The following is a 25,297-nucleotide window of genomic DNA, read 5'->3' as shown; positions in this document are numbered from 1 at the left end:
TGGTTTCTACTGGACCCCGGGGGCGAGGTCCAGCGCCACGAGCCCGCGACCTCGTCCGGCAGCTCGCCCGCGCCCCGGGGGCCGGGCGCCTACGCCGACGATCCCTGCTTCTCCAGGTGATCGCCGTAGAGCTCGCGGAGCTTCGTCTTCAGGAACTTACCGGTCGAGGTGCGCGGGATCTGCGCCATGAAGACGTAATCGTCCGGCAGCCAGAACTTGGCGAATTTCGCCTCGATGTGAGCATTGAGCTCCTCTTTCGTGGCGGTCTTGCCCTCCTTGAGCACGATCGCCGCGAGCGGCCGCTCGGTCCATTTCGGGTGCCGCGCCGCGAAGACGGCCGCTTCGAGCACGGCCGGGTGGCTCATGAGCGCGTTCTCCAGCGCGACCGAGCTGATCCATTCACCGCCCGATTTGATGACGTCCTTCGAACGATCCGTGATGCGGAGATACCCCTCGCGATCGATCGTGACGACGTCGCCCGTCTTGAACCACCCATCCTCGGTGAACCGATCGGGGCCCTCGCCGCCGAAATACGAGGAGGCGACCCAGGGGCCGCGCACCTCGAGCTCACCCATGGTCTCGCCGTCCCACGGGAGGATCTGGCCATCCTCGCCGACGTGCCGCTGCTCGACGAACGGCACGGCATACCCCTGCGAGGCTTTACACCCGAGCTTCGTGGCATCGTCTGTTTGGGACAATCCGTGCTTGACCCGCGCGAGCGTGCCGACGGGGTTCGTCTCGGTCATTCCCCAGGCGTGGGTGACGTCGATGCCGTGTCGTGATTTGAATCCGTCGATCAGCGCCGGCGGCGCGGCCGAGCCGCCGATGACCGTGGAGCGGATCGCGGAGAGGTCCCACTTGCCGGGGTGCTGATCGAGGAGCTGGAGGATGCCGAGCCATATCGTGGGCACGCCCGCGGCAATCGTGACCTTCTCGGCGGCGATGAGATCGAGCAGGCTCGGCGGGTCGAGGTGCGGGCCCGGAAAAACGAGCTTGGAACCGGCCATGACGGCCGCATACGGCAGGCCCCAGGCGGCGGCGTGGAACATGGGCACGACGGGCAGGACGGTGTCGGCTTCGCGGACGCCGATGGTATCGGCATTGCACACGACGAGCGTGTGAAGGACGGTCGAGCGATGGCTGTAGACGACGCCCTTGGGGTTGCCCGTGGTGCCCGAGGTGTAACAGATCATCGCGGCGCTGCGCTCGTCGAGCGTGGGCCAGGGGTATTCGTCTTTTTCGGGGGCGATGAGCTCTTCGTAATCGATCTCGGCGCTCGTCGCCTCGCCCTGCGCGGGGCAGTCGGGGACGACGACGACGTGCCGGACCGAGCGGACCTGATCGGCGAACTTGTGCCAGAGCGGCAGGAGCGAGCGGTCGACGACGACGACCTTGTCCTCGGCGTGATTGGCAATGTAGCCGAGCTCATTCGGGTGGAGCCGGAGGTTCAAGGTGTGGACGACGGCGCCCATGGCCGGCGCGCCGAGGTAGACCTCGAGGTGGCGCTGATGATTCCACGAGAGCGTGGCGACCCGATCCCCCGGTCGAACCCCGAGGCGCGCGAGGGCGCCGGCAAGCTTCGAGGTGCGGCGGTAGAAGTCGGCGTAGGTGGTGCGGACGAGGGTCTTGTCCGGGAGGCGCGAGACGATCTCGTTGCGGCCGAAGAAGGTGCGCGCGCGTTCGAGAAAATGCGTGAGGGTGAGCGGAAAGTCCATCATGCGTCCGGCAAGCATCGTCGCCTCCTCTCGTGGCTGGGGAGCGGGCGAGGGGATGTTAGCCGGGATGCGGACGAAAACGGAAGGGGGGTGCGCCGGGTCAGCGCGAATCGTAACCGAGCGTCAGCATCGGGACGAAACTCACGCCGAGCGCGCTCTCCGTGACGGAGACACCCGCGGAGCCGTTCGGCCCGTCCGCGCGGGTGGTCACGAAAACCGCGCTCGGGTGGAAGAGGAAGAGCGCGTCGATGCCGATGTTGAAGCCGCCGCGGCGGCGCGAGGGGCCGCTCGGGTTCGCGGTCGAGAGGCCAAACCGGAGATTGAGGCCCGGCTTGAAGCCCGCGGAGGCGATTTCGGTGACCTCGGCGACGCCGTCGATGCTCACGCCGGTGGTGATGCCGCCGAGGGCGCCGCGCGCGAGGACGGGGCCGCCGCCGACGTAGAATCGGTTCTTGAAAATGGCCTCGGCAATGGCGCCGACGTACCAGTACGAGATGGCCGAGACGCCCACGCTGACGCCTTCGAATCCGATATCGGCGCTGAACCCGAAGCCGGCGGTGCCACCGATGGCGGCGTAAGCGCTGAAGATGTTCGAGACCTGGTAGCCGATGCGGCCCTCGCCGCCGATGGTGAACATCGATTGCGGCAGGTGCCATCCGAGATTGCCGGAGACACCCCAGCGAACACGTCCGCCCGGATCCAGATCTTTTTCGTCCTTCTTTTCCTCTTTGGGCGTCTCCGTGGGGGGCGCCGTGGTCGCGGCGGGAGGCGGCGGCGCAGTGGCGTCGGGGGGCGGCGCGGTGGTGTCGGCCGGCGGCGGCGGAGGCGGCGGCGCGGAGGTGTCGCCGGTTTGGCCTTGCGCGAACGCGGTGGAGGCGGTGAGGGAGACGAACGCCGTGAGGATCAGGGTTCTTTTAAGCATGGGCCTCGATGGGGTGGGGGAATGGGAAGCCCGACGCGTTCCCAATCTGGGACGAATACCATCCCCGGGATGCCGATGGCAACGGCTGGATCGTCTTGCGAAAGCGCGTTTTTTTTCGAGCCGTGCCTTGAATATCTTTCCGCGTTCCACGTCGGCGTCCACGAGCTCGCGGCTCGACCGAACTGGGCTCATCATTGTGCGGCGTGTCAAAAGCAGGTGGTAAACGGAGAATGCAGGCGTCGAACGAATGAATCTCAAGGCATCGGCGTGAGCTCGACGGTCTGCTCGACGCGTTCCCCGCAGATGCAGCAGCCCTCCCCCTGCGGTTCGGGCAATACGATCGAGACCGTCTTCGGAGCATACCCCGTCGCGGAGACCTGAACCGAATAGGTCCCGGCGGCGACAAAGCAGTAGTGCTCCGATGCATGCTCCGGGCAGGGGTCGTTGCCGATGGCGACCTTGGCGTCGAAGAGCGCCTCTTTCGTGGTCGCGTCGACGGCGGTCACGACGATGGAGCCATGCAGGCAAGCGCAATCGATCTCGTCGCATTCGTCGCAGCCGGCGAGGGTGAGCAAGGAGAGGAGCGAGGCCGAAGCGAGGAGGGGGCGAAGCATGGTGGGCATTCTACCCGGTCTTCGTCGACAAGGTCACCGGTCGTTGTCGACGAAGCCGTGATGGTCGTGGACGAGGTGCCCGGTCGTTGTCGACGGGTACTGGTCAACTTTCCCTTCAAGTGGTCAAGTTTGCGAAATCTCGGCGGTTTCTGAAGCGAGAGCTCAGGTCGTTGTCTTTTCCACAAGAAACAGAAACTCCCTGTTGGGCCGTTCTGCATCGCGTACCCACTCATTCGTCCACCGCATGCCAGCCATCACGTTCTTTCGGTGGTCGAGCTCTACGACTTCGAGTAGTCGCCCAATCTGTGCAATCGCATCGTTGAGCTGCTCTGCAGTCGCACGACCGCCCGAACTGTAGGAGAGAATGATATGCCTAGCTTTGGTGGCGTGCAGAACTCTCCTGATTGCGTCAACTGCTATCAGACGGCCTTGACTGTCGCTTCTAAATTCCTCGAAGACCGAGGTTGCAACAACGTCCGATGTGTCCGATCGTCGCCTGGCCTTTCCAAAGACGCTGGGGCGATCGTTCAGGCATACACTTGTCCACAGGTGGTAGTAAGCAGCATAACGGATTCTTGAGGCCGGCATTTTCTCATTATTGGATCCGTAGGGCGGATCGAGGTATGCCAGATCGACCTTAACGTCTGGAAGGAGTTCGAAGATATCCTTTCTATACACCTGATGGGAGGCGCGTCTCTGCAATAAGGCTGGAGTCCTTAGCTGCATTGTCTTGTATGACCGTGGCGACCAATCATGGAGATAGGAGGCAAAATGCCCGAGTGTACTGTCGACTTCATCCAGCGCGTATATCAGGCTCGTTAGGAGGACGGCCCTTTCAACTGGCGTCAAGCTCAAGCGGTCAATTTCATTTCGAATTGCATCGAGTCGACGGGTGTTGTGTCGCTGCCATGGCTTCTTCAGACCATCTACCCCCACCGACGTCCCGTCCCCTGGGTCACCGCCGTAATTTTCAGTAAACCACCCATCTTCGGGAGGTAGGTTGTTAAGGTGTTCTATCAGTGGCACATAGTGCGATTGGGGACGCTCATTGAGCAAGTAGCATTGTCCGAACACCTCGGACCACACCGACACGTCGTTTGCAATTACCAAGTAGCCGTTTTGCGCGAAAGCCTGAGAAACGCGAGTTGTCCCAGCAAAGCCGTCGAGAACGGTTCTGGGACGAACCTTCTTCGCCAAAGCAATGATGTGTGGCAACAGCTTTTGCTTGGAACCAGCATATTTGATGCCCTCGGTTTTCGGAGCCTCGACTATTATGTCGTCGAATAGAGCCAGCGTATTCATATCATCCCAATGCGGACATCTTCTTTTGCGTTTCGATGTCCTTTTTTAACTCTTCCAATGCCGCTTCATGGCCGCTCGATGTAGCAAGAAGCGCATGCGAGAACAACTTTACCAGGATTTGGTTGCGTGAATACGTAATCCAGCCACCCGTGACACTATCAAAATACTTTAATCCTTTTTTTGTATTGGTCCACAGACCTCTCTGCAGGGCATTGGCTGTCCCGCTCCCGTAACGGACTTCGCATACATAATCCCCGGTTCGATCATAAAAACGATACACCGGATGTTTTCGACCCTTGCCTTCTTCTTCGTGAACGATCTTCGCTATCTGCTCCTTCGCTTTCTCCTGATCAAATACCAGAATGTTACACCGTTGCCTCCTTTCGTCGTAGATTAGAGGTAGCACATTGAGTGCACTAAAGTCAGCAAATACCGGATCCCTCCACAATGCTGAGAGTTGCGCCCCCTGAATTGGCGATTTCATTTGTTGCAATTTTGGATACATCAGAAAGTTCTTGTCGGTTGATAGCTGGAGAGGACCGTCGCCATATGCCTTGAGGCTCACCGGGAACTCAGCCTTGGTGATTTCGTTTATGATTTTGATGTCCTCTTCGTGTTCTTTTGCTCTATACAAGTCCTTCCCGACGTGTACGGATTTGAAGTCGTACATGTACTGGTTGATGAATTCGGCTATGGCAATCTCGGCCAAGTCGCCATGGGTTTTGTTGCCGATGAGCCGCATTGTAAAGATATTACTCAACGTCGTCGTGATCAGATGCGGATTCTTGCTGATTAGCAGCGTAAGACGAGTTGTGAATTCCTTGTACGGCGTCATGATTATTTCCGAACCTGGGTCGGTATTGAGGCGGACTGCAACTCAGTCCAGTGTGGAGCGGGCGAAGTGCCAACCGTGTACCCGGCGCGAGGCAGCCTAGCCCGACGAGGGATGGTCCGACAACCCTGATGCGGCGCCCAGGCGCCGGACGGCCAGGGTAACAAAGTACGTTCAAGTGGTAGGGAACGACCAGTGCGCAACATTGCTTACATGACACACATGCCGTGAGGAGGTCTGCGTCGACAGGTCAGCTTTCGGGACCGGCTGGTCAACTTTGACCAGTACCTGTCGACGAGGTGCCCGGTCGTTGTCGACAAGGTGCCCGGTCGTTGTCGACGAAGCCGTGGTGGTCGTGGACAAGGTGCCCGGTCGTTGTCGACGAGGTGCCCGGTCGTTGTCGACGAAGCCGTGATGGTCGTGGACGAGGTGCCCGGTCGTTGTCGACGAGGTCGTGGTCGTTGTCGACAAGGTCCTCGGTCGTTGTCGACCAAGCCTCGGCAGACTCGCCTCGGAGGCCTTCAGCCTCGTCCTTTCGTGGCCGTCGCCTGCGCGGCGAGGGCCTCGAGGTGCCTCACGAACTCGTCCTTTGCCGCCAGAAGTCCCAGGCTGAAATTGCTCTGACTTTTTCGGAAGTCCGCGAACCACGCGTGCTGGTCCAGGCGAATCATGGGCTTGAACGTCTTGCCCTCCGTCCCTCGAACGAGGTTGGTGAATTCATCACGATCTGTTGGGCGAGCCTCGTTGACGATGAACCAGCCCCCGAGGAAGTACCTCCTCGGTTGGCCTTCCCCAGCAATCGCCCATACCCTCGCGCCGAGGAGGTGCTGGACGGGTTTCCTCGTGTAGAACGTGAACGGCCCCTTCCCGTCGATGAGGGAGTAGCCCATCTTCTCGGTGTTGTGGTACCCAATGATGTTCTTCATGGCCTTCCTTCTGGATCGCCCGTCTGTCCCCGAATGTCCGGCGAACACATCATCACGTGACGGTACCACCAAATCGTTGAGGAACTCAACGCAGGTATCGACGAGCGCCGCGTGTGGTTGGGTGCAGTGCTCTCATAGGCTGCCACGGCCTACACCCTTTGCGGCCGATGCAGGCCAAGCAGAGTCCTATCGTTTCGGAGATTTGGCCTTCTTGGTCGGGCCCGGAGTTTTGCCGTGGACCTTTGCAGAGCGCCTGCCGAGAATCTCTTGCTTGAGGCGTTTGAGTGTTGGGTTGTGCGGAAACTTCTTCAGGTCGTTTTCGACCAACGCCAATGCGTCTGCCTTCTTACGCTGACGCAGCAGAAGCCGAACGACATTCTCCCATGAATGCTGCGTATCGGGGTGCCTGTCGCCGAGGGTCTCCTGGCGTATCGAAAGCCCCATCTTCAAGTGCTTTAGCGCCTGGACGGGATTTCCCAGCTTCTGGAGAGTCATTCCTACGTTGAGGAGCGAGGTGGCGGTGTCGGGGTGGTTCTCCCCGAGAACTTGAAGTTGGATGCTCAGACCTTTCTGATGGTAGTCGATCGCGTTTTGATATTCCCTGAGCTCTCCGAAGGAACCGCCCACATTATTGAGCGACAGGGCGGTGTCTGGATGTGCCTCGCCGTGAACTTCACGGTGAATATCGAGAGCTCGCAGTTGGTATTCGAGTGCTTCTTCGTGCTCCCCACACTTGCCGAGCCAACCACCTATATTGCTCAGCGAGGTTGCCGTGTTGGGATGTGTTTCCCCAAGGACTTTACGGTAGATTTCGAGAGCCTTCTTCTGATATTCAAGCGCCGTTCGATGATTTCCGGTTTCGCCAAGGGAATGTCCTACATTGTTAAGCGATTCTGCGGTATCGGGATGGGTTTCGCCAAGAACGTCACGGCGGATGTCGAGGGCTTGCTGGTGGTACTCTAGCGCCTTTCGATGATCGCCGAGTTCGTTAAGCGTGCGGCCCCAATCATTGCGCAGATACGCTTCCAATTTAGGGTCAATGACAGCGGAACCCTCAAACAAGGCGAGTGCACTCTTCACCGTGTCGTGAGCCTGTCGATATTGTCCTCGATAATAAGGCGGATATGCGCGCAACCACAAGAGTCGCACCGCATCGCGCATATAGCCCATGCGAGCTGCGTGCTTCTGCCATACTTCGAGGTGATCGAGCTCTGCCTCGTAGAAGGAGAGGTGAGCAAAATTGTCCCGGCGATCTTGAAACCAATTCCCAAGCCTTTCCAGCACACCGAGCCATCGTGCAGGTTCCCGCGCCAGGGGAACTTCTGCCTGTCGCACCTCTCGCACCAGCCTATGCATCTGGAAGCGAGCGTTTGATGGGTCAACGCTTCCCTGCTCCTGCTTCAGGATCCGCAGCGTCTCCGCCTCACCGAGCGCTACATCGAGCGCCGCTGATTCACGGCCGAGGAGGTATCCGAGGAGCTCCCTGCCCATCGACGTTGCCCCGCTCCATGCCAGCAGATCGAGGGCCTCACCAAGTAGAGGCGAATCATCGAGGATGGATTTGTGAATACGCAGCGTCGCGTACAGATCCGCATTGTGCTTGGTGAAGCTCGACAACGGGCCATCCCGAAGCCCACGCGCCTTGACGCCCTCGCTCTCCAGGAGATCCGCGTAGGACATCCAAGAAACACCATGGGCTCGCCGCAGGTATGCACCTGCAAGCTCCAGCGCGAGGGGTAACCCTTCGAGCTGCTTCACGATGCGGAGCGCTGCTTCGTGGTCGCTCGGCTTGTCCAGGCTGCGCCCGGACTCACGTCGAAGCATTTCCAGTGACTCCACCTCGGTCAAGGGATCAATTGGCACTGGATCGAAGCCGACCTGGGAGACGCGACTCGTGATGAGCAGGTGGGGGGTCGCAGAGCCCTCGGGCAGCAAAAACTCGATCGCTGCGAGATTCTCCACATTGTCGAACACGATGAGGCAGTTCGAGCGGTTCCGGATCTGGTGAGTCGCGATTTCCAATACCACCCGCGGTTCCGCTGCCGGGCTTACCCAGCGAGCAGCCCACGCCAGACGCGTGAGCTGCGCATGCAGATCCGCATCCGCATTGAACCAGTACACACCGCCCGGATACTGATCCTTGTACGTATGGGCATACTCGACTGCGAGCTGGGTCTTCCCCAGACCGCCCAGCCCGACGAACGCCGCCGTCTGGCCGATCGCCGTCCGCCGCCCCTTCACCAGTTGCTCGCGCACTTTCTTCAAGGCGTCCGCGCGCCCGACGACCTGATCGCCCTTGGCTCGGAAGGGAATGGAGACGTATGCGTTCGCGGGATCAAACGTGGCGACCACCGGAGCAGCAGGGGCAGGTGCAGGCTCTGCGATGGCCCCGCTGAAAGCTGCCGGTCCGGTAATCGAATCGGCGGTCGAAGCAGAAGGAGCGTGCGCCGTGCTGTTCGCCAGCCATCGGTCGAGCGCGTCGGGGAGCTTCGCCCGCGGGAAACGAACAAACTCGCCGAGCTTCAGGCTGTAGCCTTTCTGATCCTCGGGCGGAAGGATCTGCTGGGCCCAGAGCTTCAGCTCCCGCTTCAGCCAAGCACGAGGGTAATACTCGAGGCCGTCGCGATTCAGCCGCCCCCACGCGTAGGCGTGATTCCCTTCCTCTTTCGCGTCCTGGTGCCCCGCTCCCGCCACCAGCTCTAGATTGGCGCGGCTGTCCAACGGAAGGGTGACGAAGCCATGCTGATCGTGGACGTGACCATAGAGCAAGAGATGCGGCCTGCCTTTGAGCAGCGCGAGGAGGTCCTTGCCATCCCGCAGCCACCCCGGCGGATGGTGCTGGAGAACGAACAGGAGAGCGTCGGACTTCACCCCTTCGAGGGCACGCAAAAGCTGGCCGAGGCCGAGGGCAAGGTTTTCTCGGCTGTCCCCGTTGTCGAAGCTCAGGAGCGCCGTGTTCAGACCGATGGCCTCCACCGGACCGAGATCACTGGATAGCTGCTTGGTCCAGAAGGGGATCGCGGGGGTTATTTCAGGGGCGCCAAAGGCCTTCGCGAAGTTCTGGTAAGCGGCGAGCTTGGGCCAGACCACCTCCATCTCGTCGGCCTTCTCGAGGAGCCCGTTCACTTCGTCCGGGTTCGACCGAAGCCCTTTGTGGACGAGCCGACTCGGTCCTTCCTGGGCCTTTTTGCGATCGACGTCATGGTTGCCCGGCACGAGCAACACGCGCTCCGGGCCGAGCTTCAGCGCCGCCAGCAGCTTGTCGAGCCACTCCTTCGCGGTCGGATACTCCTTGTCGGCCGAGGCGGAAAAAGCGATGTCCCCCGTCACGAACACGACGTCGGGCGGGCCAAGCTCGCCTGCCACCGTCACGGCGTCGTGGATGATCGCGTCGGCCACGAGCTTCTGATCGAAGCGCGTCGTCGCCTCCTTGCCATGACCGAAATGCAGATCGGAGAGGTGGATCCAGGTCAGGTTCCGCGCAACTCGCACGGACACGTACGTTACACGACGATCCGCAGGAAGCGGAAGGGGCCGAAGCCATGCTAGCCTTCGTGCCCATGGAGTACAGGTACAACCGCTTCGAGTGCCAGGGCCAGCGCTGCTCCTTCATGTACGAAGAGCGCTTCGGCCATCCCGAGACGAACATCCCACCCGGTACGTTGTTCGAGAAGCTCCCCGACACCTGGGTCTGTCCGAAGTGCGGGGGGCCGAAGCGCAACTTCCAATTCTGGTCGCAATACGTCTGATCGAGGGAGAAGGCCGCGCCGCCGCTCCTCCGAGCCTCCCGGAACATCGAGCGCTGGACAAAGGCTCGATGTTCCGGGCTTCTCTCGTCGCGGACCGTCATTGCACGCCGCGGCTTCCTGCATTCCTGGCACCTTCCTCTGCGCGGCAATGCGAGAAGGCGACTTTTCGTCATGTCTTCTGGCGATTCGCCGACGCTCCGGGCACGCGTGTTGCTGGCGTAGAATGGGCAGCAACGCATCCGGCAAGGAGAGCCGCATGAAATGTTCACAGAAGCCCGCCATCCTTCTCGCCGCGAGCGTGGGGATCGTCGTGGCGCTCGGGGGGCGCGTCGTGACGGGTGAACCCATCGAGGAGAACCCCGACGCGAGCGAGAGTGCGCGCGCGCCCGCCGCAGACGCGTGCGCGCATCCCCGTCCCATCTTCGGAAGAGTCGTCGCCGTGTGTGGCGATCAAATGATCACCTATGTCGGCGACGAGAAGCTCACCATTCTCGGGGTTCCAACCACGACCTCTCGATTCGAGCTCGCCTATTGCTCGACCGGCGGCGGTCGCAAGCCGTTGTACCTGGAGACCAACTCCGAGGGGTTCACGCTCTCGTACGCCGGCACCGGGGAACGCGACAGCTACACCGTCGATCACACGTGGGGCGCGTTCCGGATGGTGGGCGTCGATTACGACGGCAACCCGGTGAACGTCCCATGCGTCCCGTCGCAGAACCCGGGGGCGAACGCGCCCCTTATGTATCGGTAAACCGCAGCGTCGGGCTAGAACCGCAATTCCTTCCGCAGTTCCTCCCCCGGCAAATCCAGCTCCTTCACCGCCTCGGCCACGCGCGGATCCTCCTCCGTACGGACATGGATCAGGAACCGCACGTAAAGATCCCCCGGCTCCTTCCCTTTTCGCGCCACGCCTTTCCCTTTGAGCCGGAGCACCTGCCCGCTCTGCGTATGCGCCGGGACCTTCAGCGTCACCTCGCCGTCCGGCGTCGGCACCTTGATCTTCGTGCCGAAATACGCCTCCCCGAGGCTCACCGGCACGTCGACGCGCAAATCGTCGCCCTCGCGCTTGAACAAGGGGTGCGGCGTGACGTGGATCGTCAAAATCAAATCCCCCGGAGGTCCGCCGCCCATTCCAGGCCCGCCCTGCCCAGGGACACGAATGCGACTGCCTTCGTTCGCGCCCGGCGGGATGCGCACCGTCATCGGCTCCTCGCCCTCGCGCTGGAGCTGCACCGTGGTGCCCTTCACCGCCGACACGAACTCGATCGTCACCTCGCTCTCGACGTCCTGCCCCTTTCGCGCCGCACGCGCGCCGCCGCCGCGCACCCCGCCGCGGCCCCGCCCGAACATGTCGCCGATGTTGCCGAAGAGGTCGCCGAAATCGCCGCCTCCTCCGCCCCCGCCGAAGATCTCCTCGACGTTGAACGGAACGCCGCCGGCCCCGCCGGGCGCGCCGCCTCGGCCGCGGCCTCCGCCGTACTGGCGCACGAAGCGCGCTCGGTCCGCGTCGAAGCCCTGCTGCAAGGCTTCCTCGCCAAACTCGTCGTAGAGCGCTCGCTTCTGCTTGTCCGACAGGACCTCGTGAGCGCGGTTGATCTCCTTGAACTTCGCCTCGTTCGCCTTCCCCGGCGCCTTGTCCGGGTGGTACTGGACGGCGAGCTTGCGGAAAGCTTTCTTGATGGTGTCTTCGTCAGCGTCCCGGGCGACGCCGAGCACAGAATAAAGGTCGCGAGCCATGGGCCGGGGGAAGGGTAATTCCCGGATCTGGCTACGTCACGGGGGGAGGCGATCGAACAGCCTCTTCTCCCCTCTCCCGCGAGGGCTGAGCATCGGTCTCATCTGGGAGCCGCTTCGCTGGGGCGTTGCCCCAGGCCCCACCGGGGCTATCCGCCCCTGGACCCGGACCAGCGCAAGCGCTGGACCCAAGGTCGATGAACTGCGCTCCGCGCAGTTCATCGAACAGGCCGAGTCAAGACCGGCGGCGACCCTGCCCCTCAAGACAGACGCGCTGCCCTTTCGATTGCCAACGGGCCCGTTGGAAGAACTGCGCGGAGCGCAGTTCTTCCACCCTCGGTCCAGGCCGTGCCTGGTCCGGGTCGAGGGGCGGATAGCCCCCGCGGGGTCCGGGGCAGCGCCCCGGCGAAGCGCTCAGCCCGCGAGGGAGAGGGGTCGGGGGTGAGGGAGTCGTTCCTACCTACACGCCGAGGCGCCAGGTCGTGCCCGTCGGGTTGTCCGCTACCTCGATCCCGAGCTCCTCGAGCTCCTTGCGGATCGCATCCCCCAGCGCGAAGTCCTTCGCCTGCCGCGCCTGCCGCCGCTCCTCGACGCGCGCCGTGATCTCCTCCGCCGTCTTGCCCAGGATCGACAGCCGCCGCGCTTGCGTGCGCGCGCGGTAGACGTCCATCGGCGTCTGCAAGATGCCGAGCGGCTCGACCGTGGACCAGAGCGCGCGCGCCAGCATCTTCGCCACGAGCGGCGCCGCCTTCGCGATCTCCGGGTCCTTGCGGCGCTTCTGCGCGAGGTCGACGAGCTCGTTGCCCGCGCGCGCGAGCTCGCCCACGACCGCCAGCGCGACGGGTGTGTTGAGGTCGTCGTCGAGCGCCGTGTCGACCTTGCCACGCGCCGCCGAGGCGAGGTCCATCATCGGCGCCATCTCCTTCGGCAAACGCATCGTCGGCGCCGGCGCGTCGTCACCGCCCGTGGCGCCCTTCGCGAGCTCGGCGAGCGAGCCGAGCCGGCCGAGCGTGTGGTAGAGGTAGTCGACCCGCCGCTCCGCCTCCAGGATGCCCGGGAAGACCACCCGACCGTCGGCGCGCTTCTCCGTCTCGAACGCGATCGGGCCGCGGTAGTGCACCGTGAGCAGGAAGTACCGGAGCGCCTCGGGGTCGTTGCGCTGGTAGACGTCGCGGATCGTGACGAAGTTGCCGAGCGACTTCGCCATCTTCTCCTTGTCGACGTTGACGAAGCCGTTGTGGATCCAGAGCGAGCAGAACGGCCCTTCGCCCGGATGCGCGGCTTCGCTCTGCGCGATCTCGTTCTCGTGGTGCGGGAAGATGAGGTCCATCCCGCCGCAGTGCACGTCGAAGCCGTAGCCGAGGTAGCGCTCGCTCATCGCCGAGCACTCGATGTGCCAGCCGGGTCGGCCCTTCCCCCACGGGCTCTCCCAGCCCCACGTGCAGTCGCCCGCGCCCTTCCAGAGCGCGAAATCGAGCGGATCGTGCTTCTGCTCGGAGACCTCGACGCGCGCGCCCGAGCAGAGATCCTCGATGTGCCGGTGCGAGAGCTTGCCGTACTCCGCGAAGGAGCGGACCGCGTAGTAGACGTCCTTCGAGCCGTTCGGCATGTCGACGACGTACGCGTTTCCGTTCTGGATCAGCGTCTCGATGATGCGGATGATGTCCGCGATCGAGTCGGAGACGCGCGGCTCGTGGTCCGGGTCCTGGCAGCCGAGCGCGCGGATGTCCTCCTGGTAGAGCGCCGTCATGCGGGCCGAGAGATCGAGCGGCGTCTCGCCGTTTTCCCGGGAACGCGCGAGGATCTTGTCGTCGACGTCCGTGACGTTGCGCGTGTAGATGACGCGCACGCCCTGGCTGCGCAGGTGCCTGACGAGCACGTCCGGAGCGAGCGCGGCGCGTGCGTGGCCGACGTGGGCGACGTCGTAGACGGTGGGTCCGCAGCAGTAGACGCGTACCTCGCCGGCCCTTTTCGGGACCAGCTGGGTCAGCTTGCCGGTCATCGTGTCTTGGAGGCGTAGGCCGATCGGAGGCATCGCGTTCACCGTCTACCAGCACGGTCCACGCCTGTCACGAGGGGGAAGGCGGAGCCTCGTGTCCTTGAAGGGCCGGCATGGGATGCGCATGGTAAGGCGGTCCCGTCATGTTGCCCCTTCGAGACCGCCTGCCGGCTCGGCGCCCGCCGTACGTCAACTGGCTGATCATCATCGTGAACATCTGCGTCTTCGTGTGGACGCAGGCGCTGATCTCGGTGGCCGGTCCCCGCGGAACCGAGGCGAGGGCCTATGAGCTCCTCATGGAGCACGGCCTCGTGCCCGCGCGCCTCGTGCACGAGCCGATCGCCGCCCTGCCGACGTTGTTCTCGAGCATGTTCATGCACGACCCGTCCGGGTGGGCGCACCTCGGCGGCAACATGCTCTACCTCTGGATCTTCGGCGACAACGTCGAGGACGCCATGGGGAGCCGCAGGTACGCGTTCTTCTACGTCCTCTGCGGCATGGCCGCGGCCTTCGCGCAGGTGGTCGTGAACCCCTCGTCGGTCGTGCCCATGGTGGGCGCTTCGGGCGCGATCTCGGGTGTGCTCGCGGCGTACGGGTCGCTCTACCCGCGCTCGCCGATCACGGTGTTGAACCCGATCCTCCCGCTTTGGCTCTTCTTCGGGATCTTCTTCGAGCTGCCGGCCTGGGTGATCATCCTCGAGTACTTCGTGCTGAACCTCTTCAGCGGGATCGGCTCGATCGGCGGCACGGGCGGCGGGGTCGCGTTTTTCGCCCACCTCGGCGGGTTCGTCGCGGGCGCGCTGCTCGTCCGCCTGTTCATGCGCGGCAAGCCCGCCCGCGAACACGACCGCTGGGACCGGTTCCGCCCGCCCGCCCCGAAGCCAAAATCCCCCTACGGCTCGCCCTACGGCGCCCCGCCGCCGCCGCGACGGCCCCAGGGCCGCGACCCGTGGGGCTGGTGAGAAACGGACTACGCAGTCTGTCACAGCATGGTCAGGTCGTCGGTTTCCGCCGGAGACGCTCCCTTCGGCGTGTTAGGTTCGCCCGCGCGATGGGAATACCCTTTCGTCGCCCCCGAGCGCTCGTGCTCGGCCTCTGCCTCGCACTCTTCGGAATTGGCGCGTGCGGAGGGCCGAATTTCACGGGCTCGGTGTACCGAGGGCGCGGCTACGCGTTCCGTGTGCCGACGCCGCCCTCGACGTGGAAACGGATCGAGCTCGACGGCGAGGCGCTGGCGTTCGAGGACACGGCGAACGAAGCGATGATCGCGGCTTCGGGCCGTTGCAAGGTGGACGGCGAGGACGTGCCGCTGCGCTCGCTCGTGCAGCACCTCTTCTTGCAGTTCACGGAGCGCGAGGTGGTGACGGAGGAGGTCGTGCCGTTCGACGGGCGCGAGGCGCTGCACACGGTGGTGACGGCGAAGCTCGACGGCGTGCCGCGGCAGTTCGACGTGTGGGTCCTGAAGAAGGACGGCTGCGTCTACGACCTCTACTGCATCGCGGACCCCGCGGGGTTTTCGGCCGCGGTCGGGCCGTTCCGGGAGTTCGTCAAGGGGTTCGCCACGGTGCCGGCCGATGAGTAGCCAGACCGCGGGCGTGGAGTCGCAGAAGCCGAAGTCGCTGCCGGGGCTGCCGCCGGAGCCGCCGTTCTACGAGCGGCTCGCGCAGCGGGGGATGAACTTCCTCGTGCACCTCGGGCAGCTCGGGCGGATGACGCGCGAGACGTTCGTGGCGATGTTTCAGCGTCCGTTCGAGTTCCAATCGACGATGCACCAGATGGAGCAGCTCGGCATCCGATCGCTCGGGATCGCGTGCGCGACGGCGCTCTTCACGGGCATGGTCATGGCGGTGCAGTTCGCCTTCGGCCTGCAGAAGTTCGGCGGCATGGAGTACACGGGCCGCGTGATCGGCCTGTCGTTCTCGCGCGAGCTCGCGCCGACGCTGACGGCGGTGATCGTGGGAGGGCGGATCGGATCGGGCATCGCGGCCGAGGTGGGTTCGATGGCCGTGACGGAACAGATCGACGCGATCCGCGCGCTCGGCGCCGACCCGATGAAGAAGCTCGTGGTGCCGCGGCTGATCTCCTGCGTCATCGTGATGCCGGTGCTCGGGGCGCTGGCGCTCGTGATCGGCTTCTCGGGCGCGATGATCATCTGCGACTGGCAGTTCGGCATCCCGTGGGGGTTTTTCCTTCGCTCCGCGCTCGGCTCGATGAACTTTCGCGACTTCTGGATGGGCCTCATGAAGTGCCCGTTCTTCGGAGCGATCATCGCGCTCGTGGGCTGTCACTTCGGGATGATCACGCGCGGCGGCACCGAGGGCGTGGGGCAGTCGACGACGCGGGCCGTAGTGGGCGTTTCGATCTCGATCCTCGTTGCGGACTTCGTGCTGACGAAGCTCGGGTTCATCATTTTCGGCTGAGAACCCCTTTGACTGCTGCGCGCGATGAGAGACGATGCGCGCGTGGCGGAACGTATCGTGGTGAGCTTCCACGGGCCGAGTGGCCCGGAAGCAGGCTCCGGATCGGGGTATCTCGAGAGATCGCTGTCGATCCGGAAGCGCGCGGAGGCTCATGGCGGCGCGCTTTGCGCGTGGAGCGGCGAGGCGTTCAGCGTCGACTTCGCCGCCGAAGCGCTCGACGAGGCGCTCGGGTTCACGCTCGAACAGGTGGCCGAAGCGCAGGACACCGAGCCCTTGCGGATCGGCATTGCGCAGGGCGAGATGCAAGCGCTCGGCACGCCGGAGGGGCTCGCGTGGGGCAAGGCGCTTCTGCGTGCGGAGCGGCTCGCGGCGATCGCGCGTCCCGGTGACGTGCTGCTCGATCCGGATCTCGCAGCGGTGCAGTCCGGCGATCTCGTAACCGCGGGGCTGCGCCGAGGGCGCGCCGCGGATGGATCGATCGTGCGGGGCCTGCGGCTCGACATCTACGCGCCGCTGCGGGGCGACACGCTGGCGAACGTGCACAAGCTCGTGGCCGCGCCGGAGCTCGTCGGGCGTGAGGAGGAGCTCGGCAAGCTGTCGGTGCCGCTCGGATGTGCAGGTCTCTTGCGAGCCGCGCCGGGCGCGGGCGGGACGCGTTTGCTCCAGGAGCTCGTGCACAGACTCGCGCCGCCGCGGTCGCTCCGGATCGCGCCGACGTTCTTGCCACGCGAGCCGCTCGGGGCGCTGCGCAACGCGTTCGCGCGGTCGCTCGCGCGGGAAGCGCCGCCCGAGCTGCCGGAGGCGCTCGCCGCGGCGCTCGACAAGCTCCTGGCGGGCGAAGGCATCAGCACGCGGAACGCCGCGGAGCTCGTGGATGCGTGGCTCGCGCCGGTGGATGGTCGATCGGGGCTGCTCACGGTCGACGACGTGACGTTGATCGACCTCGCGACGCTGGAGGTGGTGTCGCAGGCGATCCCGCCGCCGGGGTTTTTCCGGTCGGTCGTGCGGATCGACGTCGAGGAGACGCTGCCCGAGGTGCTCTCGTCGATCCCGGTCGCCGCGGAGGTGACGCTCGGTCCGCTGCCGAAAAAGGCGGCGGTGGAGCTCGCGCGTGCGTTCTGCGGCGGCGCGATCACGCAGGAAGCGGCGGAGCGATGGGCGCGTCGTGGGCAAGGGATGCCGCTCGGGATTCGCGAGGCGCTCGCGGAGGGGCTCTCGACGGGTGAGCTCAGGTGGGTCGGCGATGTGGCCGAGCCGCGGGATCGGACGAGCGGTCGAGGCGCATCGGCGCCGGCGCACGAGTGGATCACGCGGCGCGCAACGTGGCTCGAACCCGGGGAACGCGCGGCGCTCGTGGGCGTCGCGCTGCTCGGCGCCGATGCGCCGAACGAGATCGTGGACGCGGTGTCGACGCTGATGGCGGGCGCGGGCGCGCGCGTGGCCGTCGTGGAGGACGCGCTCTGCGGCGCGGGATGGGCGTACCGGCCGGAAGAAGGATGGCTCGCGATCGCGTCGAGGACGACGACGCGCGCGCTCATCGGGCTGCTCGACGCGGGGACACGCGAGCTCTGGCATCGCATGGCCGGTCGCGTGCTCGAGCAGAACGTGGGACCGCTCGGGCTCGCGGAGCCGGCCTATCACGCGGCCGTCGCGGGAGAGCGGGCGTCGGCGGCGGTGCTCGCGGCGGAGGCGGCGCTCGCGGCGGCAGGCGCGGGCCTGCGGAAGGCGGCGGCGGCGCTGATCGACGAGGCGCGCAGCCTCGATCCGGACGTGCAAGTGCCCGAGCTCTCGGACGAGGGCGAGCTGCTCGTCGACCCGCGCGCCGAGGAGATCTCGATCGCGTCGCTCATCGAGGCGGCGATGGGGGAGGGGGGACAGATCCGCTCCGAGCCTCACCCGCCGTCGTCGATCGGCTCGCTCTCGCCCGACAGCCTCGGCGCGGAAAGCGCGGGCGTCGCGGCGTTCGGGTCGCCGGGCAAGGCCTCGGTGGCGGACGCGGTCGCGGCGCTCGGCGCGGATCCCGACGCGGTCGAGGATCCCGTGGTGATGGCGGAGCGACTGTCGAAGCTCCTGCGCCAGGCGCTCGTCGAGGGCGACGTCGAGACGCTGGAGGACATCCTCGTGCGGCTCCGGGTGACGGGAGAGCACGACGCGCTCGTCGAGCGGATGAGCGCGTTCGTGCAGCTCGTTCGCGGCGAGCCCGGCGAGGGCCTGCGCAAGCTGAAGGAAGCGGTGGCGGGGGCGAGCTCGCCGCGGGCGCATGCGCGGGCGCTGCTGTCGTACGGCATCGCGCTCGCGTCGGCGGGCGATGTGGATCGGGCGCTCCTCGAGACGCTGACGGCGCTCGCGCGGGCGCGCGAGGCGTCCGATCGGCAGGCCGAGCAAGCCTCCGCGCGCTTTCTCGCGTACCTGTCGGCGGCGATGGGCCAGCCGCAAGCAGCTTCGGTCTGGGCCAGGGTCGCGCAGACCCCCGGCGAGGCGCTCCGCGGTTGACAGGCCGGGGACGGCCGATCAAAAGCGTTTCCCATGAGCGCGACCGATTCCTCTTCGGCCGAGCCTGCGCGGGGGCGTCGCACGCGCATCGTGGTCGCCGCGCTCCTCGTGATTTCCGCGCTCGGCCTCGCGGCCGCGCTCGTATCGTACCGGCAGTACGCCGCGGTGTGGCTACGCCCGCCGCCGCGTTTGCCGCCGTGCGTGCCGGGCGCGCGGCGCATGCTCATGCACGAGGAGCCCGTCACGGGATCGATCCCCCACGTGACGCCCGAGGGGAGCACGGTGTACCTGCGGCCGTCCGAGGATCGGGCCCTGAGTTGCCTCGGGCGCGTCTCGAGCAAGGTTGCGTCGGCGTACGCGGGGGCGTTCGCGGAGATCGAGCCCACGGCCCGGGCGCGCGCGCTCGCGGCGGTGATGAAGAACCTGCCGCAGGATGCTTCGGCCGATCGGGAAGCGCTCGCGGCGTGGATGCTCTCGTCGGCGGCGATGCGCGCGCTGCCGGAGACGCCCGAGACCACGGCGGCGCGGGACGAGATCGACCAGATGAACGCGTGCCGCTTCGCGATGCGCTCGACGTGCCCGACGCGGCCGTCGATCCCGATCGTCGTGTGGGCGGCCGGTGTCCCCTCGTCGCTCGGCTTGTTGTTCGGCGCGGGCCTCGGCGTGCGCGCGCTCGTGCGCCTCGTGCGTGCGCGTCGCCGGCGCAAGGCTGCCTGAGCGTTCCGATCAGTCGCCCTCGTCGAGCAGCCGCACCGCGCTCTCGATCGCGACGAGCTTTCCGACGAGGTAGAGCACGTCGTCCTCGCGGAACGGCGCGCTCGCGGTGACATCCTCGCAGAGGGAACCGCCTCTGCGTATCGCCACGAGGCTCGCGCCGGTCTTGCGGCGCAGATCGAGCTCGAGCGGGCTCCTGCCGTACGCGAAGGATCCGCGCCGCACGAGGAACGTCTCCACCTTGAGCTCGCCGAGCTCGGGCAGGTCCGCGAGCGTGGGCCGCTGCAGCGTCTGCTTTCGGACGAAGAGACCTTTGCTCTCGCGGCGCGCGACGTTCACGCGCTCGATGATCACGTTCCGCGGGATGCCGCGCCGGCGCAGCACGCGCGCGATCATCTCGAGCCCCGCTTCGAGCTCCTCGAACACCACCTCCTCGGCGCCGAGCTCGGTGAGCGCGCGGTCCGCGGCGATGTAGTGCGCGCGTACGAGCACGGGGATCTTCGGCGCGCTCTGCTTCGCGGCGGCTACGGCGCGGCGCGTGGCCTCGGGGTCGTTGATGAGCAGGACGAGCGCGGCGGCGTGCTCGACGCGCGCGCTCGCGAGCGCCTCGGGGCTCGTGACGTCCGCGTAATACACCGGCTCGCCGGCTTCACGCGCGGCGCGAACGGTTTCCGCGTTCAGCTCGAGCACGAGGTACGGCACCGACGTCTCGGCCAGCGCGCGCCCCAGCATCTTTCCGGCGACGCCGTATCCCACGATGATCACGTGCTCCGAGAGCGCGGAGTGCTCGGGCATGGGCTCGTCGATGCCACGCGCCCCGAGCAAGCGTTCGAGCGGCTTCAGGATCTTCTCGCCGGCGCGCACGCGCGGCGCGAGGTGCATCGCGAGCGGCGTGATCATCATGCTGAGCACGCCGGCCGCGAGGAGCGCCCGATCTTCGCTCGGCGTGATGAGCCCGTTCCGCTCGGCGAGCGTCGCGAGCACGAAGCCGAACTCGCCGAACTGCGCGAGCCCCACGCCGGCGAGCCACGCGACGCGCGCGGGGAAACGCATCGACAGGGCCGAGAGCGTCGCGATGAACCCCTTTCCAAGGACGAACGCGGCGAGATACAGCCCGACCGAGAGCGGTTTTTCGATCAGCACGCGCGCGTCGAGCAGCATGCCGAGCGACACGAAGAACAGGCTCGTGAACGCGTGGCGCAGCGGCAGGACGTCGCCGATCGCGCGGTGCGCGTACTCGCTGCCCGCGAGCAGGATGCCCGCGAGGAACGCGCCGAGCGCGAGCGAGAGGCCGGCGAGCGACGTGAAGAACGCGGTCGCGAGGCAGATGCCGAGCACGGCCATGAGGAAGAGCTCGCGGCTCCGCGCGCGGTCCACGAGCGCGAAGAAGCGCGGCACGAGCGAGCGAGCCACGACCACCGTGACGAGCACGAGCAGCGCCGCCTTGCCCAGCGCGAGCAGGAGATCGCGCGCCGGATCCCCGCCGGATTTGCCGGCGAGGATCGGGATCACGAGCACCATCGGCACGACGCAGAGGTCCTGGAAGATCAGTGCGCCGACGATGAAGCGTCCGTGTGGCGCGTCGACCTCGCCACGCTCGGCGAGCGTGCGCAGCACGAGGGCGGTGCTGGAGAGCGCGAACAAGAAGCCGAAGAGGATCCCACGGGAGAGCGGCTGCCCCGCGAGGCGCGCGCAGAGGGCCGACGCGAGGATCGTGAGACCGACCTGGAGCGAGCCGCCGATCGTGACGGTCTTGGCGATCTGGCGCAGCCGTTCGAGGGAGAACTCGAGGCCGATGCCGAAGAGCAGGAGCACGACGCCGATCTCGGCGAGCGACTGGATGCGGTGCGCGTCGCTGAGCAGCCCGAAGCCCGTGGGGCCGATGAACGCGCCCGCGAGGAGGAGACCGGCAACGACGGGCAAGCGCACGCGGCCGAGCACGAGCACGACGAGGACGCCGACGATCGAGATGATCGCGAGGTCTCGCAGGATCGGGATCTGCTCCATGGTCCGCGTGGGCGCAGAGCGCCCGTGCGGGACGTGGATGCAGGAAACGCGCGCGGATCAGCGCGCCGGCGGCATGCCACGCGCGAGCGCGTCGATCGCGGCGAGGTCTTTCTCGACCGCATCGGGCGTCGCGGGCTTGCGCGGCCAGGCGAGCTCGAGCTCGCCGTCGAACCAGTAGAGGTGCTGCGCGTCGACGTAGCCGTGCGCGCCGCCCACGGCCGCGAGCGCCGCGAGCGCCTGCCGGAGCCGCTCGATCGCTGCCGCGTCGAGCGTGCGCGGCGCATCGGCAAGCGCCTTGCCGAGCGGCGGCGCCACCCAGATCTCGCCGGCTGCACGATCCACGCGGAGCACCGTCGGCAGCGCTGGATGCCCGGTCCGCGCGAACGCGCGGGCCCGCGCGAGGGACGCCTCGTCCATCGGGAGCACGAGCACCTCGCGATCGAGCCACGCGTCGTGGCGCAGGCTCGCCATGTCGCGACCATCGCCCAGCGCGAGCGGCGGCCCCAGGCGTTCACCTTCTCTCGGCGCGGCCGGCCGCTCGCTCCCGTTCGTCGCGGTCCATTGTTTCGGCAGCGCCTCCGGCCAGCGCAGCGCCGACAGCGCGCGCCGCGCTTGGAATGCATCTTCCGGCCGGCGATCCGGCTCTTCCGCGAGCAATGCGGCCACGGCCGCGTCGTGCTCCGGCCCGAGCTCCGGGTTCTTCTCGCTCGGCGCTCCCCCGTGGAAACGCCCGCGCATCGGCTCGGCCGCCTCCCCCGTGAGCAGCTCGTAAAGCACGGCGCCCACCGCGTAGAGATCACTCGCGATCCCCGCCGGACGACCGAGCCTCTGCTCGGGCGACATGTACGCGTATGTGCCGATCGCGCCGGCCGTCGCCGTGCTCGACAGGTCCCCGAGGTGCGCCGCGCCGAAGTCCGACAGCATCGCTGTCCCCGCGTCGTCGAACAGCACGTTCGCGGGCTTCACGTCGCGGTGCAGAATCCCGAGCCGGTGCGCCTCGCCGAGCGCCGAAAGCAGAAGACAGGCGATCTCCACAGCACGCGCCGGCGCCATCGGCCCTTCGCGCATCTTGTCCGCGAGCGACCCGCCTCGCATGAACGCGAGCACCATCGCCGGCCCCTCCGGCACGTACTGGTGGAGCGGCACCACGTTTGGATGGCGTAGCCGTTCGAGCGCGCGCGCTTCTCGCTCGAAGCGTTGCAGCGCGTCGCGCCCCGCGCCCTCGACGAGCCCGCTGAAGATCTTCACCGCCACGCGCTCACCGCTGATTCGATCGATCGCCTCGACGAGACGCGCATGCGCCGACGACGCGATCTCCCGCGTCGTCTCGTACCGCCCGAAAAGAACAACACCCCCGCCGCGCCGCTCGTTTTTCCGGGCCGCCTCCCTTGGCGCATCCTTCGCGGGTGGCTCCTCCCGAACCCCGAGCCGCGCCATCTCCGCGCGCGTCTCTCGTGCTGCCTCGGCGAGCCCGACCTCCTCGAAGCACCGCGCGAGCAGCGGCAGCGCCGCGGCCCGCTCCGGCGCGGCCACGTCGATCTGCTGCAGCGCCTTGATCGCCCCCTCGGTTCGCCCGTGCCGCGCCAAAAGCGCGCCCAGCGCGAGCCGCGGCGCCGCCTGATCCGGCCGTTGCCGCAGCGCACTCTCGAGCGCGCGCGCCGCCTCGGCCGGTTGCCCCGCGCGCTCGAAGCTCTCGGCCGCGAGCAGTACCTCGCCGGCCGCGACGAACGCGCTCGCCGCCTCCGCGTGCTCGCCGAGAAGCGCGTAGAGCGCCGCTGCGTACTTGCCAAACCCTCGCGATCCGAGATCCGACGCCGCCGCGAGCGCGACCTCCCTCGGCAGCCGCTCCGCGATCCGCGCGATCGCCTCCCGCGCCGTCGCGTCGTCGCCCCCGAGCGCGCCGAGCCTCGCCGCACGCCGCGCGTCCCCCGCGAGCAGCGCCTCCCGCGCCGCCCCCGTGAAATCACACGCCTCCTCCAGCCTGCGCGAGGCCTCCGCGTGCGTCCGGGAACGCTCTGCCGTCTCGCGCTCGTCGGGGTTCATCAAAAGGTCCCCGCTGGTTTTACCGGACGAACGTTCGTCAGGGCGATGTCGACACGATCGTCGCGCGACCGACGACGGACAGGTCGAACCGAAGCTCACCCGCGTCGATCCCCGCGGCCGCAAAGCCACCCTGGCGGAGCCGATGCACCGAGAGCGCGACCGTCGCGGGCAGCGCGCCCCAGGTCTTCTTGTCGAGCGCCGACGCCGGGATCACGCCTTCGCCCGAATCGTTGAAGGTGCAACGAATGCCCGTGCCGCTCGGCGCCGTCAGATCCACGTAGACGAGATCACCCACCGTGGGCGCTTCGCTCGCGTTCCACCGCAGCGTCGCCGCCGTCCCTTCCTCGAAGACCGCGCCCTCGGCGAGCGCGGTTTCACCGAGACGAACCCGCTCCGGCGCGCTCGGCGCCTCAGCCTCGATCGAGAACGGATTCAGCGTCCCCGAGCCCGTGCTTTCGAGCACGTACCGCGCGGGCGCCGGCAGATCACTCTGCGCGTCGCGCGACGTGTAGAACACGCCCGAGACAAACGCGCCCACGTCCGGGAACGCACGCGTCGCGAGCGGCATGCGTGTCGTCCCGGCCTGGATCGACAGGTCGCCCACGTCGAGCAGCTCGATCGAGCCGAGCGCGGAGAGCGCGTCCGCCTCTTCCGCCGCGGCAAACGGCGCGAGCGCCACGCACTCGCCCGCGGCCGGCAGCTCGAGCCACGATCCACCGACCACGCGCTCGGCCACCTCGGGATCCGCGCCCGACGCGAGGCGCATGAACTTCGCCGAGACGTTCGTCTGGACGAACTCTCCCTCGGCGGCGCTGCGTTCGACGAGGACGATCGCCTCGGTCGTGGACCCGGTCGCGCTCGTGATGTCGTCGGCCTCGGCGACGGGCGCCGAGCAACCGCCCACGACAACGCCGAGAGAGGCGAGGAGCGCAGGCAGCGGGACGTTCGAGGAGCGCATGATCGCCAGTCTATGGCGGGTCCTCGGGGCGGGCAAGCACCTCGCCCGAGGTCGCCCTGCTGTCCCGGAATCTCGGCCGAAAATCGCGCGAATGGCTCAGAAGCTGACGACCAGGGCGCCCGCCGGGGTCAGCGAGAACTGATCGAACGAGACGTCCGTGGCGCCCAGGCTGCCCGAGACCGTGTGCCAGTCGCCCCCGATCTCCAGGGCCACGTGCACGTGACGGAACCCGAGCCGGAGCCCCGCCACCATCCCGACCCGGACGTGCTCGCCCGCGAGCGTCAAGGGCTTCGTCGCGACGGCCGGAACGACGCTCCCGCGCACCCAGGAGATCCCCGCCCGCGGGCCGATCCAGCCCGAATAAAGCTCCCCCGTGCTCTTCCAGCCGAGCAGCAGCGGGACGTCGAGCCCCCCGCCCGTCCCCCCGCCGGCCCCGCCGTCGACGCCCGACCTCGCCAGGATCACCTCGCCGCCGAGCCCCATCGAGAGCGAGACGCTCTTGCTCAAGGTGAACGCGTGTCGTCCGTCCAGACGAACCGACCGTCCGGAGTACGTCAGGCCCGCCTCGTTCGAGCCGGTGATGCCGATGCGGCCGCCCACCCACGGCGCGACGGCCGGAGCGATCGCCAGATCCTGGAGGGCACGCTCGATCGGCTCCGCGTCCGTTCCGCGCGCGCTCGGGAGCGCGCCGAGGACGGGCCGGCCGGACAAACCCGCGCCCAGCGTGACCTTGCCAGGCGAGAGGACGTGTGCGGGATGCAGGAGGGGAACGCCACCGCCGCAACCAGCCAAACCCAGCGCGCAAAGCGCGAGGGCGAGCGGCCGGAACGTTGGGCGGGCCGTGGGCGGATGCACCTCGGGGGCGGCGC

20 protein-coding genes are annotated in these 25,297 nt (G+C 66.7%); 7 read left to right on the top strand and 13 right to left on the bottom strand.

What is annotated here, in order from left to right; all coding sequences use genetic code 11:
* Window positions 1-89: 89 nt before the first annotated feature.
* The 7 genes from KEG57_RS21485 to KEG57_RS21455 all read right to left on the bottom strand — a co-directional run bounded on the left by KEG57_RS21485 (window position 90) and on the right by KEG57_RS21455 (window position 9,809).
* Entirely contained in the window at window positions 90-1,733 is a 1,644-nt protein-coding gene (locus tag KEG57_RS21485) for a long-chain fatty acid--CoA ligase (RefSeq protein ID WP_272423892.1), read from the bottom strand.
* Window positions 1,734-1,815: 82 nt separating this feature from the next.
* Complete coding sequence (locus tag KEG57_RS21480) at window positions 1,816-2,637, bottom strand: hypothetical protein (protein WP_272458737.1); 822 nt, start codon at window positions 2,635-2,637, stop codon at window positions 1,816-1,818.
* A 254-nt stretch (window positions 2,638-2,891) separates the two neighbouring features.
* Window positions 2,892-3,251 carry a peptidase associated/transthyretin-like domain-containing protein gene (locus KEG57_RS21475; protein ID WP_272423896.1) on the bottom strand — a complete coding sequence of 120 codons (360 nt, stop codon included), beginning with the start codon at window positions 3,249-3,251 and terminating at the stop codon, window positions 2,892-2,894.
* A gap of 162 nt (window positions 3,252-3,413) precedes the next feature.
* Window positions 3,414-4,553 carry a DNA adenine methylase gene (locus tag KEG57_RS21470; protein ID WP_272423897.1) on the bottom strand — a complete coding sequence of 380 codons (1,140 nt, stop codon included), beginning with the start codon at window positions 4,551-4,553 and terminating at the stop codon, window positions 3,414-3,416.
* A gap of 1 nt (window position 4,554) precedes the next feature.
* Entirely contained in the window at window positions 4,555-5,388 is an 834-nt protein-coding gene (locus tag KEG57_RS21465) for a hypothetical protein (protein ID WP_272423900.1), read from the bottom strand.
* 518 nt (window positions 5,389-5,906) lie between these two features.
* A complete protein-coding gene (locus KEG57_RS21460; RefSeq protein WP_272423901.1) occupies window positions 5,907-6,311 on the bottom strand; it encodes a lytic polysaccharide monooxygenase auxiliary activity family 9 protein in 405 nt (134 codons plus the stop codon).
* 186 nt (window positions 6,312-6,497) lie between these two features.
* Window positions 6,498-9,809 carry a tetratricopeptide repeat protein gene (locus KEG57_RS21455; RefSeq protein ID WP_272423903.1) on the bottom strand — a complete coding sequence of 1,104 codons (3,312 nt, stop codon included), beginning with the start codon at window positions 9,807-9,809 and terminating at the stop codon, window positions 6,498-6,500.
* Between the two features lie 44 nt (window positions 9,810-9,853).
* On the opposite strand from KEG57_RS21455, the gene KEG57_RS21450 reads away from it, so the two are divergent.
* Entirely contained in the window at window positions 9,854-10,060 is a 207-nt protein-coding gene (locus KEG57_RS21450; RefSeq protein WP_372518205.1) for a rubredoxin, read from the top strand.
* Between the two features lie 256 nt (window positions 10,061-10,316).
* Entirely contained in the window at window positions 10,317-10,811 is a 495-nt protein-coding gene (locus KEG57_RS21445; protein ID WP_272458736.1) for a hypothetical protein, read from the top strand.
* A 14-nt stretch (window positions 10,812-10,825) separates the two neighbouring features.
* On the opposite strand, the gene KEG57_RS21440 is transcribed toward KEG57_RS21445, so the two are convergent.
* Window positions 10,826-11,797 carry a DnaJ C-terminal domain-containing protein gene (locus KEG57_RS21440; RefSeq protein ID WP_272423906.1) on the bottom strand — a complete coding sequence of 324 codons (972 nt, stop codon included), beginning with the start codon at window positions 11,795-11,797 and terminating at the stop codon, window positions 10,826-10,828.
* 457 nt (window positions 11,798-12,254) lie between these two features.
* Window positions 12,255-13,829: a cysteine--tRNA ligase gene (gene cysS, locus KEG57_RS21435; RefSeq protein WP_272423908.1), complete on the bottom strand. Its 1,575-nt coding sequence runs from the start codon at window positions 13,827-13,829 to the stop codon at window positions 12,255-12,257.
* A 107-nt stretch (window positions 13,830-13,936) separates the two neighbouring features.
* Between cysS and KEG57_RS21430 the strand changes: the two genes are divergently transcribed.
* The 5 genes from KEG57_RS21430 (at window position 13,937) to KEG57_RS21410 (ending at window position 19,423) form a co-directional block, all read left to right on the top strand.
* Complete coding sequence (locus tag KEG57_RS21430) at window positions 13,937-14,755, top strand: rhomboid family intramembrane serine protease (protein ID WP_272423910.1); 819 nt, start codon at window positions 13,937-13,939, stop codon at window positions 14,753-14,755.
* Between the two features lie 89 nt (window positions 14,756-14,844).
* On the top strand, window positions 14,845-15,375 hold the full coding sequence (locus KEG57_RS21425; RefSeq protein WP_272423912.1) for a hypothetical protein: 531 nt from the start codon (window positions 14,845-14,847) through the stop codon (window positions 15,373-15,375).
* Window positions 15,368-16,213, top strand: coding sequence for an MlaE family ABC transporter permease (locus KEG57_RS21420; protein WP_272423914.1), 846 nt, complete (start codon window positions 15,368-15,370; stop codon window positions 16,211-16,213). Before KEG57_RS21425 ends, KEG57_RS21420 begins: the two co-directional genes overlap by 8 nt.
* Window positions 16,214-16,255: 42 nt before the next feature.
* Complete coding sequence (locus KEG57_RS21415) at window positions 16,256-18,706, top strand: ATP-binding protein (protein WP_272423915.1); 2,451 nt, start codon at window positions 16,256-16,258, stop codon at window positions 18,704-18,706.
* Between the two features lie 33 nt (window positions 18,707-18,739).
* Window positions 18,740-19,423: a hypothetical protein gene (locus KEG57_RS21410; RefSeq protein WP_272423917.1), complete on the top strand. Its 684-nt coding sequence runs from the start codon at window positions 18,740-18,742 to the stop codon at window positions 19,421-19,423.
* Between the two features lie 9 nt (window positions 19,424-19,432).
* Here the strand turns inward: KEG57_RS21410 and KEG57_RS21405 are convergent, their stop codons facing one another.
* The 4 genes from KEG57_RS21405 to KEG57_RS21390 form a co-directional block, all read right to left on the bottom strand.
* Window positions 19,433-21,427 carry a monovalent cation:proton antiporter family protein gene (locus KEG57_RS21405; RefSeq protein WP_272423918.1) on the bottom strand — a complete coding sequence of 665 codons (1,995 nt, stop codon included), beginning with the start codon at window positions 21,425-21,427 and terminating at the stop codon, window positions 19,433-19,435.
* Between the two features lie 57 nt (window positions 21,428-21,484).
* Entirely contained in the window at window positions 21,485-23,470 is a 1,986-nt protein-coding gene (locus KEG57_RS21400; RefSeq protein ID WP_272423919.1) for a protein kinase domain-containing protein, read from the bottom strand.
* Window positions 23,471-23,507: 37 nt separating this feature from the next.
* The gene (locus tag KEG57_RS21395; protein ID WP_272423921.1) at window positions 23,508-24,428 is read right to left on the bottom strand and encodes a hypothetical protein; all 921 of its coding nucleotides are present in this window, start codon (window positions 24,426-24,428) and stop codon (window positions 23,508-23,510) included.
* A gap of 96 nt (window positions 24,429-24,524) precedes the next feature.
* A complete protein-coding gene (locus KEG57_RS21390) occupies window positions 24,525-25,283 on the bottom strand; it encodes a hypothetical protein (protein WP_272423923.1) in 759 nt (252 codons plus the stop codon).
* Window positions 25,284-25,297: the final 14 nt, after the last annotated feature.

This window comes from Polyangium jinanense (assembly GCF_028435365.1).
The sequence above is the reverse complement of the archived record's forward strand: the minus strand, read 5'-3'. Positions and strand labels throughout refer to the sequence as shown.